The sequence below is a fragment of the Psychrobacter sp. SWN149 genome, from assembly GCF_015864565.1.
Taxonomy (GTDB): Bacteria; Pseudomonadota; Gammaproteobacteria; order Pseudomonadales; family Moraxellaceae; genus Psychrobacter.
The window spans coordinates 1-15486 of the sequence record NZ_JADYWX010000006.1; the positions used below are offsets into that span (position 1 = coordinate 1).

Here is a 15486-nt window from a genome sequence, read left to right on the forward strand (position 1 = left end):
GTTGCGCCAATGGTAGTGTGGATTCGTCCATGTGAGAGTAGGTCATCGTCAGCTCTCTATTCTGAAATATCCCCCGACATTAGCTTGTCGGGGGGTTTTCTTTGCGCTTAAAAAAGTGCCAGTGTGATATTATTTTCCATTATCCTCACATTTTGGAGCATATTATGGGCGTTTCACTTTATTATACAGCTGAGCGTACGACGCTTTTAACTGAGCGGGAGCAAGAAGATATTGCGCTTATCGTTGATAAGTACAATGACAACTTTGAGTATACAGAAGAGGCAGAGTCTTTTGATCTTTATGCCTATGATGATAGTGAGTCAGAGGTCATATTAGCAGGCGCTACAAAAATGCCATCTAGCATGGATGTAGAGGTTTTGATGTATAGCATTAATCATTGGCTAAAGTGTTTGACCGAAGTTCGATTGGCAGTCACTGATGCAGAATGGCATGTTCATTTGGACGACAGTGATGCAGTTTGGGTAGATGATAAGTGGCAGATGGAAGGTTAGACCATCAAAATATTGTTATGATCATCATCAACTAATAGGATAAAAAATGGCTAATGACATGAGCTAACCTCAGATATTAGTTAACTCTAGAATGGAGTCTATCTTGTTTAAACTTTACTATTATCCAAACAATGCCAGTTTAGCACCACATTTTTTACTTCATCATGTGAAAGCGGATTATGAGTTAGTATTGGTTGAAAGAGAAGGTAACACTCACAAATCAGCTGACTATCTGACGCTAAATCCTGCTGGGCGTATTCCAACGCTGGTTGATGACGAGCAGCCAATCTTTGAAAGCCCTGCCATTTGTATTCATATTTGTGAATCATATCCAGAGTATGAGTTAATACCAGCAATTGGTCACCCTAAACGACCATTGTTTTTTCAGTGGCTCGCATTCTTAAATAACACATTACAAGCGGAATTGATGGTTCGTTATTATCCACATCGCCATACTAACGACGAGAGCAATATACCCAATATTATTTCTGCTCAAGATGATCGTATTGGAGAGGCATTGTCTATTATAGATAATCAGCTTGGTTCTAATGACTTCTTGCTTGGTGAAAAACTATCGGCATGTGACTATTTCTTCTTTATGTTGGCGGAGTGGTCATTGCTATTAGAGAAGTCACCGATGGACTATACCAACTTGGCAGTGTATCTAAATCGATTAAGCCAAGACTCCACTATAAAAGCAGTATGTGATTTTGAAGAGATTGATCTGATGCCATTCAAAATATAGTCATGATAAGTTGTTTGAATGAGTCTTTATTCTTTAGGAGTTAAATACGAATATAGATTCTTTAGCTTTGTATATGACTTTCTCAGGTCTTCTTGCTTCTATGTATCAATTGAGACAAAAATTTCTACAGCAGAGAATGATATTTTAAGATTCAATATATAAAGAATGTTTCGATATCACCTTTAACCTTGATTCAGTTAGGTTATAAGTTGATCGACCATAAACTAAATATTTATCGTCAAACAATAAAAACAACAGACTCATATCTAACCCCTTTGCTGACGACAATAGCGGGATGGTCCCACCTGATCCCTTCCCGAACTCACAAGTGAAACATTGTTGCGCTAATGGTAGTGTGGGTTCGCCCATGTGAGAGTAGGTCATCGTCAGCTCTCTATTCTAGGTTATCCCTCGACTAGCTATCTAGACGGGGGATTTTCTTTATCTGGAATTTTAGCAGATTTAATTTTTATCTTATGGGTGATGTGTTGTTATACTTGTTTTATTGCGTCATCATATTAGTGTTAAATTGTTTACAATAGTGAATCGCGAATTAATTTAGCTATCTGCCCTGAAACTTGGAGTAATAAATAAATGCTCACGGATATTTTCGCTTATAGGTACTCAAAAGTTCCTATTTGGCAGACGTTTTCTGAAGTTGAAAAAGGCCTCCTTAATCAGCTGTTTGGTGTTGCAAGAGAGGTAATTCCATATAAGGAAAATGAGAATAAATGGAAAGATATTCATGATAGGCTATCTAGAGAGCTAGGCTTAGATGAACTTTTCAGCAGATATTATTCATATACAAGCCAAAATTACTTAGGTAAATCTTTACCTGTGAGTGGTTTTTTTGGTTGGGATTACGCTAGTGAGAAGTTTGTCAAATCTGAATATACTTTTGGATCGAACGACCCAGATAGGTTTATTAAGGAAAGAGTCAGCTTTATAGAACTCTTAATGCGTTTAAGATATGAAGAATTGGAAACTATAAACGCAGGTCTATCTAGATCTTTAATTAAAGCAAAAATTCGAGATGAAAATTCTAAGTTTGGAGCAGATAGTATAGCCACCCGACTACAAGCATTGAATCAAACTTTAAATCATGAATATGCACATCAAGTTGAGGAAGTTAACGAAAGGTTTCGCCGTGCAAAAGCACCGCTAACATTGCATAACGGTTTTATTCAGATATCTACTGATGCCGTAATTGAAAAAAATATAGCTAAACCATTCTGGGATGTTGTATCAGATCCTCTTTGGAGGAACGTTGATATAGATATAAAAGAAGCTCTAGATCGTAGAGATTCAAATGATAAAGATCCTGCACTATTTGCTGCTAAAGCATTAGAAAGTGCGATCAAAATCGTATCGGATCAGAAAGGTTTGACTTTAGGAAATGAAAGAGGAGCTTCAAACTATATAGATAATCTTGTACGTAAAAATAATGGAAGATATATAGATACTTGGGAAGCTGATATTCTTAAAGATTATTTCCGTAAAGTAAGAAATACTTTAGGCCATGGGCCTGGTAGTGATCCAATGCCGGAGCTCACTATTGAGCAAACAGATTGGGCTATTGAATCAGCAATGTCGTGGATTAGAACACTGGTTAGAAGATTATAATAATACTAAATACTAAATACTAAGTTTCTTATTAGCCTTATAGGCTGCACTATATTAATGTTTTAGCTCTAAAAACTTATTTTGTAAAATTTAAAACAACTCACCCATCTCAACGTCTTCTTCAAAATCAAACCCCAACTGCTCATCTTTACGTTGTCTCATCTGCTCTATCCGCAGCTTACGTCCTGCGATCAGCCGTAGTACCTCACGGCGCTGTTCGGTCGTCATGTCATGCCATAATTGACGCTCAGGTCGACTTCTCAGGCAACCAAAGCAATAGCCTTTTTTATTGCTTTGACAAATACCAATGCATGGGTTGGCAATCTCTAACAGCTCAAACTGTTGGTTCATGGCTCCTCCATAATGACTGCTGTCATTTCCTTGACCTGCATAAAATTACGATGACAATATTATTATGTCGCAAATTCTGACTAATAGTGTGCCACTTTATTATTATTATTTTTGTGCAACGGCTGCTATGCTTAGCTTTGATCGCCTTTATAAGATAATCATAACAAAATTAATAAGTGAGATGATACGTGAACATTATTTATATTCATGGACTAGACAGTGATGCCAACTCTACTAAAGGAGTACTGTTAGAAAAATATTGTCAGCAGTATCATCCTGATATCAGCGTATATCGCCCTGATCTAAATAGCGCTCCGGAGCAAGTTTTTGAGCAGCTGGTTAAACTAGTAACTCAATTAAGTAGAGATGCTGAAACGGTATTGATAGGTAGCTCGTTAGGTGGCTACTTTTCTACCTTAGTGAGTAATCATACAGGCTGTGCGGCTTTACTGCTAAATCCCAGTACGCAGCCACATATCACGTTGCAACGCTTTACTAGTGAATCGTCTTCAACAGCTAGTGCGGAAAGTAAAACATTGGACAATGAAATTCTGTATACAACAGTGGGTGGTTGGCATATTACTCATGCAGATTTGCAATGGTTTGCAGCGCATCCTTTAGGATCAATTAATTACCCTGATAAAATGGCGGTCTTTATCAAAGAGGGTGATGAGCTTTTGAATCCGTACTTATCAAGAGATTTTTATAGAGGGCTTGATGCACGGGTGACTTTGCAGGAAGGTGGCGATCATAGGTTTAGTGATTTCGATGTGCAGCTGCCTATCGTCATTGATACGCTACAACGTTTGCTACAGCATTAAATAGACGACATTATATGACGTGAGCGACTGAGTATTGACGTTACCGTCGCTATTTTTCGTTATAATGGTTTAATAGAATTAAACGCACATGAATAGTTAAGGATGCATTTGTGAGTCAATATAATGCGCAGTCGTTAGAAGTTTTAGAAGGGCTTGAGCCAGTACGTCGTCGCCCTGGCATGTATACCGATACCACGCGCCCAAACCATTTGGCGCAAGAAGTTATCGATAATTCAGTCGATGAAGCATTGGCCGGGTATGCCAAAACCATCAAAGTACAGTTATATGCAGATGGGTCGTTGTCTGTCGAAGATGACGGTCGCGGCATGCCAACAGATATTCATCCTGAATTCAATCAATCAGGCATTGAGATTATCCTGACCCGTTTGCATGCAGGTGGTAAGTTCTCGACCTCTAATTACGAGGTGTCGGGCGGTCTGCATGGTGTGGGCATCTCTGTCGTCAATGCGTTATCAACACGCGTTAACGTAACCGTATGGCGCGATAGTACACAGTTTGATATGGCGTTTGAAAATGGGGCGCCAGTCACGCCATTAACTGAAACGGTCAGTTCAAATAAACGCAAACGCGGTACTAAAGTGCATTTTTGGGCAGACGGTAGCTTTTTTGATACGCCTAAATTCAATGTCAAACAACTCAAGCACACCTTAAAAGCGAAAGCCGTGTTAGCCGCAGGATTGACGATCGAATTTACCGATGAGATTAATGATGAAAAGGTAGTTTGGCAGTTCACTGATGGTGTGGTTGAGTATCTAAGCGAGCAGCTAGATGGTCTGGAGACCTTGCCTGAAGCGCCATTTTATTATAACTATGAGGCAAAAAGCGGCGAGCGAGCGGGCATTACGTTTGCACTGTCTTGGTTACCTGATGGCGGTACACCCATTCAAGAAAGTTACGTGAATCTAATTCCAACCGCTCAGGGCGGTACGCACGTCAATGGTCTGCGAACGGGTATCTTAGAAGCATTGCGTGAGTTTTGTGATATTCATAATTTACTACCGCGTAGTGTGAAGCTGACAGCAGAAGACGTGTGGGATGGGGTGAATTATATCCTGTCACTCAAGTTTTCTGAACCGCAGTTCTCTGGGCAAACAAAGGAGCGTCTGTCTAGCCGTGAAGCAGCTGGAGCAGTCCAGACTTTGGCAAAAGATGCCTTTAGTCTGTGGCTAAATCAACATGCTGATATGGGCACTCAAATCGCAGAGCTAGCGATTAATAAAGCAGGACGTCGTCTAAAATCAGCTAAGAAGGTCGCACGTAAAAAGATCACGCAAGGGCCAGCACTGCCGGGTAAGTTGGCAGACTGTCGTGGGGATTTACGTGATGGTGCAGAGCTTTTCTTAGTAGAGGGTGATTCTGCTGGCGGTAGTGCCAAGCAAGCACGTGATCGTCATTATCAGGCGATACTCCCTCTACGCGGTAAGATTCTCAATACATGGGAAGTGTCATCAGATACGGTACTGTCAAGCCAAGAGATTCATGATATCGCTATCGCTATCGGTGTCGATCCTGCTTCTGATGATTTGTCTGAGCTACGCTATGATAAAGTCTGTATCTTGGCCGATGCGGATTCTGATGGTTTGCACATTGCGACATTGATTTGTGCTTTGTTTGTGAAGCATTTTCCTGCATTGGTCGATGCCGGTCATTTATTTGTTGCGATGCCGCCATTGTACCGAGTGGATGTCGGTAAAGAGGTACATTATGCGCTTGATGAGCCAGAGCTTGCGCATATTTTGGCCAATGTACCGGGCAATAAGAAAGCGCAAATCACCCGATTTAAAGGCTTGGGTGAGATGAGCGCAGAGCAATTACGCGAGACCACCATGAACCGTGATACGCGTCGCTTGGTGCAGCTAGATATGGATGATATGGTACTGACCAATAGCGTGATGGATATGTTATTGGCCAAAAAACGTGCGGCCGATCGAAAGTCGTGGCTTGAGAGCAAAGGTGATTTGGCTGATATTTCATAAATACTATTCCATCAATAGTATTGCTTGAGCGATACTTTTTAAGGAACATATATGAATGGGTAGCGACAACTATCATTACTTATATTTATAGTTAAGTGATTGAAACCATAATAAAAGCACGCAAAATTCAGCCTAGCCACACAGGCTTAATGGTATTATGTTAGTACCTTTCATTATATTGTATTGTCATGATTCCAAAGCTTTTTAATCGTTCTAAGTCTGATGTGTCTAAAGCTGCTCGCTCAAAAGTGCTGCCAAATCTCAGCAGAAAACAGCTGGGCGACAATGTCCCTAGACGTGGCAACAAATTCTCGCCTATTATTGGCTCATGGATATTAAAAACAGCAGGATGGCGTACGGTTGGTGAGATTCCTAATATCTCACAAGCTGTGGTGTTGGCGCTGCCACATACCTCCAATATCGATGGCGTTTATGCGATTCCGAGCTTATTTGCGCTGGATTTAAAAATTAGTATCATGGCAAAGCATACGTTGTTTAAATTACCGGTATTGTCGCAGCTGTTGTATTGGATGGGAGTTATCCCTATCAATCGCACTGATAAAGGCTCGGTATTGCAGGCCAGTATTGATAAATTCAAAACGGGTCAGCCTTTATTTTTAGGATTAGCACCAGAAGGTACACGGCAATATACCGAAAGCTGGAAGACGGGCTTTTACTATTTAGCAGTCGGTGCTGGCGTGCCTATTTTGCCAGTTGCGATGGATTATAACACTAAAGAAATTCGCTTTATGCCACTGGTCTACTCAAGCGGTGATATCGAGGCAGACTTACCAAAAATCTATGCTCAATATCGCGGTGTGATACCACGCTATCCTGAGCGCTTGTCGCAGCCGCTACAAGACATTAATAATGCCGCTGAATAAATTGATGACAGAGTTATTGGTAATAAGGTTAGCAAGTGCTGCCAATCAAGACAGTAGCACTAAATTTATATAGTTTGGTTGTGGCAATAAAAAAGCCCCTAATATTAAATTATTAGGGGCTTTTCTAAACTGTAGGCTTTAGGGCGTGTCCCCAATTCAATCGATAGTCATCTAAATGGGTTAAAAATGGCTAAATCTTGCCAAACGGCGTCAAATAGTTAACTAATATCTCGATATTATCTGCGCTATTTTCCTTGTTTGACGGCAATTTATCTCATTTTTATCACCATTTTTAAAATGAGGATACGCCCTATTATCTGTCGCCTTAAAAATCAGAAAATACTAAAACTGTGGTTGTCCATTAGAGGCGCTGACTCCACCATCGACAGGCAAATTCACACCAGTAATCATAGACGCGTCATCGCTTGCTAAGAAGGTAATAGCGGCAGCAATATCTTCTGGTGTCGCTAGTCGTCCAAGTGGACAACGGCTTAAAAACTTATCCGTCTTAGCATTATCATCTTGAATGGTAGTGGTCATATTGGTTTTTGTGACACTTGGGTTCACGGCATTGACGCGCACACCATCAGCGCCATGATCTAATGCCAATGTACGCGTTAGGTTGGTCACACCTGCTTTGGCCGCATTATAGGCAGCCATGTTCCAATCACCGCCCATCCCTGAAAGTGATGAGACGTTGACGATATTGCCTCGTGTAGCGATTAGGTGTGGCATGGCGGCTTGGCAGACATAAAAAGTACCACTTAAATTGACGTCAAGCGCTGACTGCCAATCTTCAGCAGAAAGATCGGTAATTTTACCTTGCATTGCTTTACCGGCATTATTGACCAAAATATCAATGTGCTCAAATTTTTCTATGACGCGCTTCATCATCTCCTGGACTTGGCTCTGTACGCTGATATCACAAGTGATAATGAAGTAGTTATCCGTGTGAATCCAAGTACGATCTTGTGGAAACTCTTTTGCTGTCTCCTCTAGTGTCTCAGCAGTGCGGCCGACCAAAACCACACTAGCACCTTCCTCTGCAAATCGAATGGCAGTGGCGCGGCCAATACCAGAGCCTGCACCCGTTACAATGACTGTTTTTTCTTTAAAACGCTTCATAATATTCAATCCTTGTTATCATATAATGATTTTGAAAAGTGTGATAAATACGGATAGTTCGAGACATGCAGTCACGTGCACCTATTAACTTATAAATTGGCGCACAGGCAATACCGATTTGATATCATCATAACAAGTGATCGCTTTGAAAGCGACTGTCTCTGATAGTGCTTATGTAGCATAATTTTGCATCACTAACGTATTTGTAAAGCTCGATAATCATCTTGATACTATCATGAGCTGTCATTTGCGATATATACCCTACGACAATAAGAGGTTGGAACTTGTGTCCCATTCGATTACTACAACGCCCGACTGGGGCTATCTTACTACTGAGCTTAGCTGTTACTTACAATCAAATGTCATAGCAGTGACCTTGGCGGGTATGCAGACACTCGAGTATGAATACAATGCTCAGTATATCGCTCGTCAATATCAATATGAGTTACCACTTGGTACGTTACAGTTGTTGGAGCTGACACTATATTTGCCATTTGATACGGCGTCAGCTGACATCAATGCTGTCCGTATGATTGCGGTAAAGTCAGCACTTGCGTGGTATAAAGCGTCGGTGTCTCAGAACAAAGATAATCATTCAACAGGCTATGATGCTTTGGTTTTTGATGTTCAGCTCGTAGGAGGCGACAATGTTGCTCACGATAATAATGAGGTCAAAACACCCAATGTCCCGCAGCGACTGAACCATTACTTCGGTGCTCGTTACTTCCTAGAGGACCTAGTTGTAGACATCAATGAGAGCATGCAGCAGCTACAAGTATTTAGCTGGCAAGATTGGCACTCTATCGCGGCAGCAGTAAAAACTCCCTGTGAGTTATGGCGTTTTTTAGCCTACCATTTAGAGCAGCTAAAGCAATCGGCTATCAACCATATGCCAAGTTTTGAGTCAGAAGATGCGCTAGTCGCGCAGTTTCTGCAAAGCCCTGATCTGTTTACCTCTGCTATCGAAGTAGACAATGCATTGATCAAAAATGATGCGCAGGATGAACCTAATTCCGCACTGATTGCCATGGCACTTGCTTATAAAAATCAAAGTAAAACAGCGCAGATGTATCATCGGCATATGGAGCAGGCAGCAACGCTATGGTCTCAGTTAAGTATGCAAATGATAGAGAGTTATGGTGAAAAGCAAAAAGCCAGTAATGAAGATCAGCTAGACATACCACTTTCTCGCTGGCAGCAGCAGTTACTAGACGAATCCTTGTTTTCGCGTCATGAACTGGTTCGTACGCTGTATCGATACCCCAAACAAAACGAGGCGCTGCGAAACACAGGCTATGTGGTACATCAGCACTCTTATGAAAGCTTGGGTCGGCATTATGTGCTGATATTCTATGGTCAAGACTCAGCTGCTAAGCATAGTAAAGGCGCCATTCAGCCAAATCTGGCGAAGATCGCACAGGATGTGGCAACTCGGCTACCAATTATTGAGCTGCATCATGTCGTTGTACTTGGCATAGATTTCGTCACTGAGGGGGCTGAATCCTTTATGGATATTGACCTGTGGATTCAGTCGGTAGACACCATGACGCAAAGAGAGCGACAGCTGACAAAGAAACTTCAGCAGTTAAAACAGACAAGCGCTCAAACGCCAGACCAGTCATCTAATCAAAATATCGATGCCCAGCGCCAAACCGAGAAACTGCCTCAAGTGCGCCTGAATCTGTCTATACCTGCTAAAAAAGATAATTGATAGTCGAGTAGATTTTAAGTCGATATGGTGTGGTATTGATGACTGAAGAAGGGTATTACTGTTACCTACGCATACAAAAAAAGACAGCCTAAGCTGTCTTTTTTATTGATAAGAATCAGAGAATGCTAAGACTTATTTATTGATATCGTCATTCAGACCGCGACCAGGCAATATGTCATCACTATTATAGATGTCATTAGTATCGACACGAGGGGTATCGATGATATCTGTACGCAATTCAGTAGTAGGCGAGCTAGTCGCAGCAGGCGTGTTTTCACGAACTGAATCGGCTACTTTTTCTTGAGTTGATGAGCTTGGCTGTAGCGCAGATTTCGCTTTTGCTTCAGTACGCTCATGATCCATCTTGTCTTGCATTTTACGTAGGAAGCGAGCAGCTGCTTCTTGACCACCAAGACCAAATGATAGAGCAAAGGCAACAGCGACCGCGCCTAAAGTTAAGCCAAACGCTAGGTTAACAATAGAGTCTGCAATGCCCATGGCTTTTAGACCCATGGCTAATACTAATCCCATGATCAATACGCGTACGATGTTTGCTAGGAACTGTGAACCTTGCTCAGAGCGCTCAACCACACCAGCGATGATGTTGGCAAGCCAGAAGCCTATGAACAGGATAATCGCACCTAAGATGATGTTAGCACCAAAGGCAATAAACATGGTGATAATCGCTGAGATAGGCTCGAAACCTAATAAGTCAGCGGCTGCAATAGCGGCAAACAACATCGCAAAGAAGATGATCGCATGACCGACCAAATCAGATACTTTTTGGCTGCCCATCGTGTCTTGCAGGCCAACTTTGGCTGGTAACTGATTAATTTGGGTGTTTTCGATCAGACCTTTGATGATGTTGGCAACCATACGTACCACATAAAAAGTCACTACCAAGATAGCCACTGCCATAAAGATATTTGGTAATGCTTCCATGATTTTGTTCAGCATATTGGTCGCAGGACGAGCAATAACTTCAACTTTTAGTGCGTTCAGCGCAGCAATGATGGTTGGAATAATAACCACTAAAAATGCGAGTGAACCTGCAATGTTAGGTAAGCTGTTTTTTTCACTCAAACCTGCTTTTGACGCAAGCTCTTGAACATTGAAAGTAGAAACAAGATTGGTCACGATGCCGCGAACCACTTTGGCAATGATATAACCGACGACGAATACGACGGCAGCGATCAAGATGTTTGGAATAAAGCTAAAGATTTTGTCGACCATATTGGTCAATGGCGCAAACAAACCATCAAGCTCTAGCTGACCAAGTACCATGGTCAAAACAACCAATAAGATGAACCAATAAACCATATCAGCGATCGTGCTGCTCATAGGTTTTACGCCAGCTTGCGCACTTAAACGCTCGTCCATAGAGGTTTTGGCTAGGGCAGCATTAATGGCAGTACGCACAACAGTAGCCACGACCCAACCAATCACACCAAGTGCGATAGCACCGATAAGGTTAGGGATGAACGCCAATACTTGATTAATCATATTTGCAAATGGTGCTGAGATAGAGTTTAAATTTAATTGGCTAAGCGCCCCTGAAATAGCAATGATGAAGATAAACCAAAAAACGATCTTAGAGATAATACCCTCAAGATCGTAATTTTTACCAGTGGAAGAGTTCATGCGTTGATTCAGATTGACTTTAGATAGGACACCGCGTACAAGTGCTGCAATACCGAGTGCTACCAGCCAACCAATGATAAATATCAAAATAGCGCCAATGATAGAACCGATAGGTCCACCAAGATAACCGTTAAAAGACGTATACATTGGGTTCATCTTATCCTCCTTGAACATCATACAAAAGTCGCTAAAAATACCATAAGTACAGATAAAATTAGACAAAACAAATATATAGATGATTATTATAAATAGTATTCTTAAGGTATGTTACATAGAGATATTATATTTTTAAATAGCGTTTGTCATCCAAAGCATCAGTATACTTTCTATTTTTTGAATATAGATTCGCGGTGATACTTATCTGTGCCTTACATAAGGTGTCTATTCCCTATATGACACCAATAAGAGACAATGGTTGATTATTTAACGCCCTAACTGATACAGCTTAGCTGATGTCACAGTATATTTAAAGATAGAAAGCTTAACCTGCCACTATATTTGTGTGATAACTTGTTATTATGACAGGTAATATTAACATAGACTGTACATTCGCCTGATAATTTCAGCTAAAACGTAGTTACCAAAACTAAGATTTGTTATTATAGAAGAATGTGACATCTCGCCACTATTCTTACAATTAGAGAGTACTTTATGAAAAAAATCACTACTTTAAGCGTTAGCGCTCTTGCGAGTGCTATGTTGTTAATGACAGGCTGTAGCACCAATAACGGCAGTCAAGAAGCGGCGGCTCAAAGCGTTTCTATCACTGAACAGAGCCCAGCAAGTGAAAAAGTAGGTTATAGCTTAGGGTTTATGATGGCAGAAGGCAATAAAGAAGCTGTCAAGGACCTTGACTTGAACACTTTTGAAAAAGGCTTCCGTGATGGTTACGAAGGCAAGGATTCAGCTTTGACCCAAGAGCAGATGCAAGAAGTATTGACGGCGTATCAAAAAGAGCAAGAAGAGCAGTTTGTAAAAGACATGGAAAAGAAAACCACAGAGAATAAAGCAGCTGGTACCGCGTTCTTAGCAGAAAATGCTAAAAAAGAAGGCGTGAAAACGACTGCTTCTGGTCTACAGTACAAGGTCGTCACAGCAGGTACTGGTAAATCTCCAAAAGCGACTGACGTGGTGGAAGTGAACTACGAAGGTAAATTGATCGACGGTACAGTATTTGACAGCTCTTATGAGCGCGGTGAGCCAATCGAGTTCCCATTAAACCAAGTCATCGCTGGCTGGACGGAAGGTCTACAGTTGATGAAAGAGGGCGGAAAATATGAGTTCTATATCCCATCAGACATCGCTTATGGCGAAGCGGGTAATGCCGGTATCGAGCCAAACAGCACGCTTATCTTTACTGTTGAGCTGTTAAAAGTAAAATAAGACATGATTGGTATCCATTAATGAGGATACTGATAAAAATAAAAAAGCCCTCTGATATCAGAGGGCTTTTTTATGACTAAATATTTTAATAATTTAGAATAATATGAGTATCAGTCACTGCATATTTGCTACAGGTTTTTTTGGAAGACTTTAGAGTTGCGACCATTATGATACTGCTCTTGACGTGACTCAGGCAGGGCGCTAGCGTCAACTTCAGCGAAGCCTTGCTCAACAAACCAATGTGCGGTGCGCGTGGTCAATACAAACAATTTATAGAGTCCATGACTGCGTGCTTGTTGCTCTAAGAACGCTAATAAATCAGCGCCGCGACTGCCACTACGATACTCAGGACGTACGGCAACACAGGCGACTTCTGCTGACTCTGAATCTAGGGTATGTAGTGCAGCACAGCCCAGAATCATACCGTCGCGTTCGATGACACTGTAATTGTCAATCTCTTGCTCCAAGCGTTCGCGTGAACGACTGACTAATATGCCTTGCTCCTCTAGAGGCGATAGTAGCTCAATAAGCCCAACCACATCATCGATATTGGCACGGCGAATCTCTTCGTAAGGGTCATGACTGATGAGTGTACCAGAGCCATCACGCGTGAATAGCTCTTCTAACAACGCACCGTTTTTGGCGTATGAGATGATATGCGTGCGATGGACACCTTGACGGCAAGCCAAACTTGCACAGTTTAGGAAATAGTTAATCTCACAATTCAAGTCGCGGTCACGTAAGAAGCGATCAACTTCGTTTGGAATCATCTCACGTAACAGACGATCATCATCATTGATGCCAGCCTCTTCACCTAAGAATATCAGCTTATCAGCACCCAAGGCGACAGCGGCATTTAGCGCAACATCTTCCGCCAATAAATTGAACACTTCGCCAGTCGCCGAATAGCCCATAGAGCCTAATACCACGATATGATCATGAATCAAGTTGTTTTTGATGGCTTCAACATCGATAGAGCGAACTTCACCCGTCATCTGATAATCAATACCCTCACGAATACCATAAGGACGAGCCGTGACAAAGTTACCTGAGATGGCATCGATACGTGAACCATACATCGGTGAGTTGGCAAGCCCCATCGACAGCTGTGCTTCAATCTGCAGACGAATGGCACCTACGGCTTGTAGTATAGAAGGCATCGCGGCTCGTGGCGTGATACGAATGTCTTGATGCAGCGGAGAGTCAATGCCCGCGTCTTTTAGGTTTTTTTCGATTTGCGGTCGGGCACCATGCACCAGTACCAGCTTGATACCCAAACTGTGTAGCAAGGCAAAATCATGAATCAGCGTACTGAAATTGGGATGATTGACCGCTTCACCGCCAAACATGATCACGAAAGTTTTGCCTCGATGCGTGTTAATGTATGGGGCAGAGTTACGGAACCAATGGACATATTCAGGGTTAATCTGGGGCATGGAGCTAGTAGTCATAATGGGAGCAGTAGTCGTTAGAATAAGAAAAAGGGCGCAGCAAAAAAATGCCTAACGCTAAAGATTTACCATAGCAAAAAACGCGGTTATGAGCTATCTTTTATTTCAGCTGTGTTTGGCGTTTTATCACGTCAATTAATGATATACAGAACCTCAACACGGGGTTAATGTACGTACAAATGCTTTTTGCTATGCTAAACGCTATTGCTTTACAGACATTGAACGAAGATAATCAATAACAACAATCAAGCTGACCCAACGAGCTGATTGAATATGCCAATAAACAGCAAGTCGCGATAGGCTATTAGGTTGCTTATGTATTGTCTGTTATAAAGATTTAAAGCCATGCAATTAACACGATATAAAATGGCTATGCTCGAATAACTATGTTTTACCTATACAGCCGTATCTTTTTATTATCAAACCAGCCATTACAACAAATCAAGCTTTATCATCTGCGCTTTACCGATATACCAACCAGGGATTATGAAAATTATGAAAAAAAGTAACCAATTTGCTAGCCCGTTTAGTGCTTGGAGCGGCCATCGCTTATTTCACGTTGTCGCCGGTACGCTCATCGGTGCGATGGTTGTCACGCAAGCGTCAGCAATGCTACCAACGCCAGAGCAAGCAGTTGATAGTTCAATGGCAGTTCAAGCAAACACTACCAACAGTAATGCCTCAAGCGCACAAGCCGTGAACAGTAAAATCACAGCATCGTTGGTCAGTGTCGATGCAAATGGTCAAGAGATTTTGGTCCCTGTTAATACCAATACTCGCTTGCAGTCAGGCAATGTATTAGAGTATCAAGGCTACTTTACCAATACCAATGCAGACCGAGTACGTAAGATGACGGTCACCATGAGTATCCCAGATCAGGTTGAGCTACTCAATACCGTTTCGCCTGAATTCCCGTATGGCAGTGTCGATGGCAATAACTTCACTCGCATGCCACTGCGCACCAAAGTTGACAATCAATTACAAGATGTCGCGCTTAAGTATTACAAAGCTGTACGTTGGGATCTCGAAGGCGTTGGTTTGAATGATACCGTTGCTGTCAAATATCGCGCGCGCGTCAAATAACACAGTTGAATATTGATGCTGTGAGCTTGATGGAATAGTAATTTATTCATGACTTGCTGCACGATTTGCTACACGATAAGGAGCACCCCGGTTTATGACTGTGGTGCTTTTTTGTGGCTGTCATTATGGCTATCTAATATTTGCATCTAATGCATTGCA

Annotated in this window: 13 protein-coding genes and 1 rRNA gene; 10 read left to right on the forward strand and 4 right to left on the reverse strand. The window is 41.8% G+C overall.

Translation table 11 applies throughout. The features are described 5' to 3' along the window. The first annotated feature begins 164 nt into the window (after nucleotides 1–164). From I6E86_RS10790 to I6E86_RS10805, 4 genes are all read left to right on the forward strand, one after another. Complete coding sequence (locus I6E86_RS10790) at nucleotides 165–512, forward strand: hypothetical protein (RefSeq protein WP_197177480.1); 348 nt, start codon at nucleotides 165–167, stop codon at nucleotides 510–512. Nucleotides 513–615: 103 nt separating this feature from the next. Further along, entirely contained in the window at nucleotides 616–1257 is a 642-nt protein-coding gene (locus I6E86_RS10795; RefSeq protein WP_197177481.1) for a glutathione S-transferase family protein, read from the forward strand. Between the two features lie 277 nt (nucleotides 1258–1534). Continuing rightward, nucleotides 1535–1649: ribosomal RNA gene (gene rrf / locus I6E86_RS10800) — 5S ribosomal RNA — on the forward strand. 202 nt (nucleotides 1650–1851) lie between these two features. Continuing rightward, nucleotides 1852–2880 (forward strand): AbiJ-NTD4 domain-containing protein, encoded by a 1029-nt coding sequence (locus I6E86_RS10805; RefSeq protein WP_197177482.1) that lies wholly within the window; start codon nucleotides 1852–1854, stop codon nucleotides 2878–2880. Between the two features lie 90 nt (nucleotides 2881–2970). Here I6E86_RS10805 and I6E86_RS10810 read toward each other — a convergent pair whose 3' ends face one another. After that, a complete protein-coding gene (locus I6E86_RS10810) occupies nucleotides 2971–3231 on the reverse strand; it encodes a DUF1289 domain-containing protein (RefSeq protein ID WP_197177483.1) in 261 nt (86 codons plus the stop codon). Between the two features lie 188 nt (nucleotides 3232–3419). Between I6E86_RS10810 and I6E86_RS10815 the strand changes: the two genes are divergently transcribed. The 3 genes from I6E86_RS10815 to I6E86_RS10825 all read left to right on the forward strand — a co-directional run bounded on the left by I6E86_RS10815 (nucleotide 3420) and on the right by I6E86_RS10825 (nucleotide 6933). Continuing rightward, on the forward strand, nucleotides 3420–4052 hold the full coding sequence (locus tag I6E86_RS10815; RefSeq protein WP_197177484.1) for a YqiA/YcfP family alpha/beta fold hydrolase: 633 nt from the start codon (nucleotides 3420–3422) through the stop codon (nucleotides 4050–4052). A 110-nt stretch (nucleotides 4053–4162) separates the two neighbouring features. Next, nucleotides 4163–6049: a DNA topoisomerase IV subunit B gene (parE, locus tag I6E86_RS10820; RefSeq protein WP_197177485.1), complete on the forward strand. Its 1887-nt coding sequence runs from the start codon at nucleotides 4163–4165 to the stop codon at nucleotides 6047–6049. Nucleotides 6050–6237: 188 nt separating this feature from the next. Further along, a complete protein-coding gene (locus I6E86_RS10825) occupies nucleotides 6238–6933 on the forward strand; it encodes a lysophospholipid acyltransferase family protein (RefSeq protein WP_197177486.1) in 696 nt (231 codons plus the stop codon). A gap of 342 nt (nucleotides 6934–7275) precedes the next feature. On the opposite strand, the gene I6E86_RS10830 is transcribed toward I6E86_RS10825, so the two are convergent. After that, entirely contained in the window at nucleotides 7276–8058 is a 783-nt protein-coding gene (locus I6E86_RS10830) for an SDR family NAD(P)-dependent oxidoreductase (RefSeq protein WP_197177487.1), read from the reverse strand. 286 nt (nucleotides 8059–8344) lie between these two features. On the opposite strand from I6E86_RS10830, the gene I6E86_RS10835 reads away from it, so the two are divergent. Next, on the forward strand, nucleotides 8345–9769 hold the full coding sequence (locus I6E86_RS10835; RefSeq protein ID WP_197177488.1) for a hypothetical protein: 1425 nt from the start codon (nucleotides 8345–8347) through the stop codon (nucleotides 9767–9769). Between the two features lie 132 nt (nucleotides 9770–9901). On the opposite strand, the gene I6E86_RS10840 is transcribed toward I6E86_RS10835, so the two are convergent. After that, nucleotides 9902–11566, reverse strand: coding sequence for a mechanosensitive ion channel (locus I6E86_RS10840; protein ID WP_197177489.1), 1665 nt, complete (start codon nucleotides 11564–11566; stop codon nucleotides 9902–9904). Between the two features lie 495 nt (nucleotides 11567–12061). On the opposite strand from I6E86_RS10840, the gene I6E86_RS10845 reads away from it, so the two are divergent. Next, nucleotides 12062–12793, forward strand: coding sequence for an FKBP-type peptidyl-prolyl cis-trans isomerase (locus I6E86_RS10845; RefSeq protein ID WP_194365076.1), 732 nt, complete (start codon nucleotides 12062–12064; stop codon nucleotides 12791–12793). A gap of 128 nt (nucleotides 12794–12921) precedes the next feature. On the opposite strand, the gene argA is transcribed toward I6E86_RS10845, so the two are convergent. Then, nucleotides 12922–14244 carry an amino-acid N-acetyltransferase gene (gene argA / locus I6E86_RS10850; protein ID WP_197177490.1) on the reverse strand — a complete coding sequence of 441 codons (1323 nt, stop codon included), beginning with the start codon at nucleotides 14242–14244 and terminating at the stop codon, nucleotides 12922–12924. A gap of 495 nt (nucleotides 14245–14739) precedes the next feature. Here argA and I6E86_RS10855 point away from each other — a divergent pair, with 495 nt between their 5' ends. Beyond that, nucleotides 14740–15327 carry a hypothetical protein gene (locus tag I6E86_RS10855; RefSeq protein ID WP_197177491.1) on the forward strand — a complete coding sequence of 196 codons (588 nt, stop codon included), beginning with the start codon at nucleotides 14740–14742 and terminating at the stop codon, nucleotides 15325–15327. The last annotated feature ends 159 nt before the right edge of the window (nucleotides 15328–15486 follow it).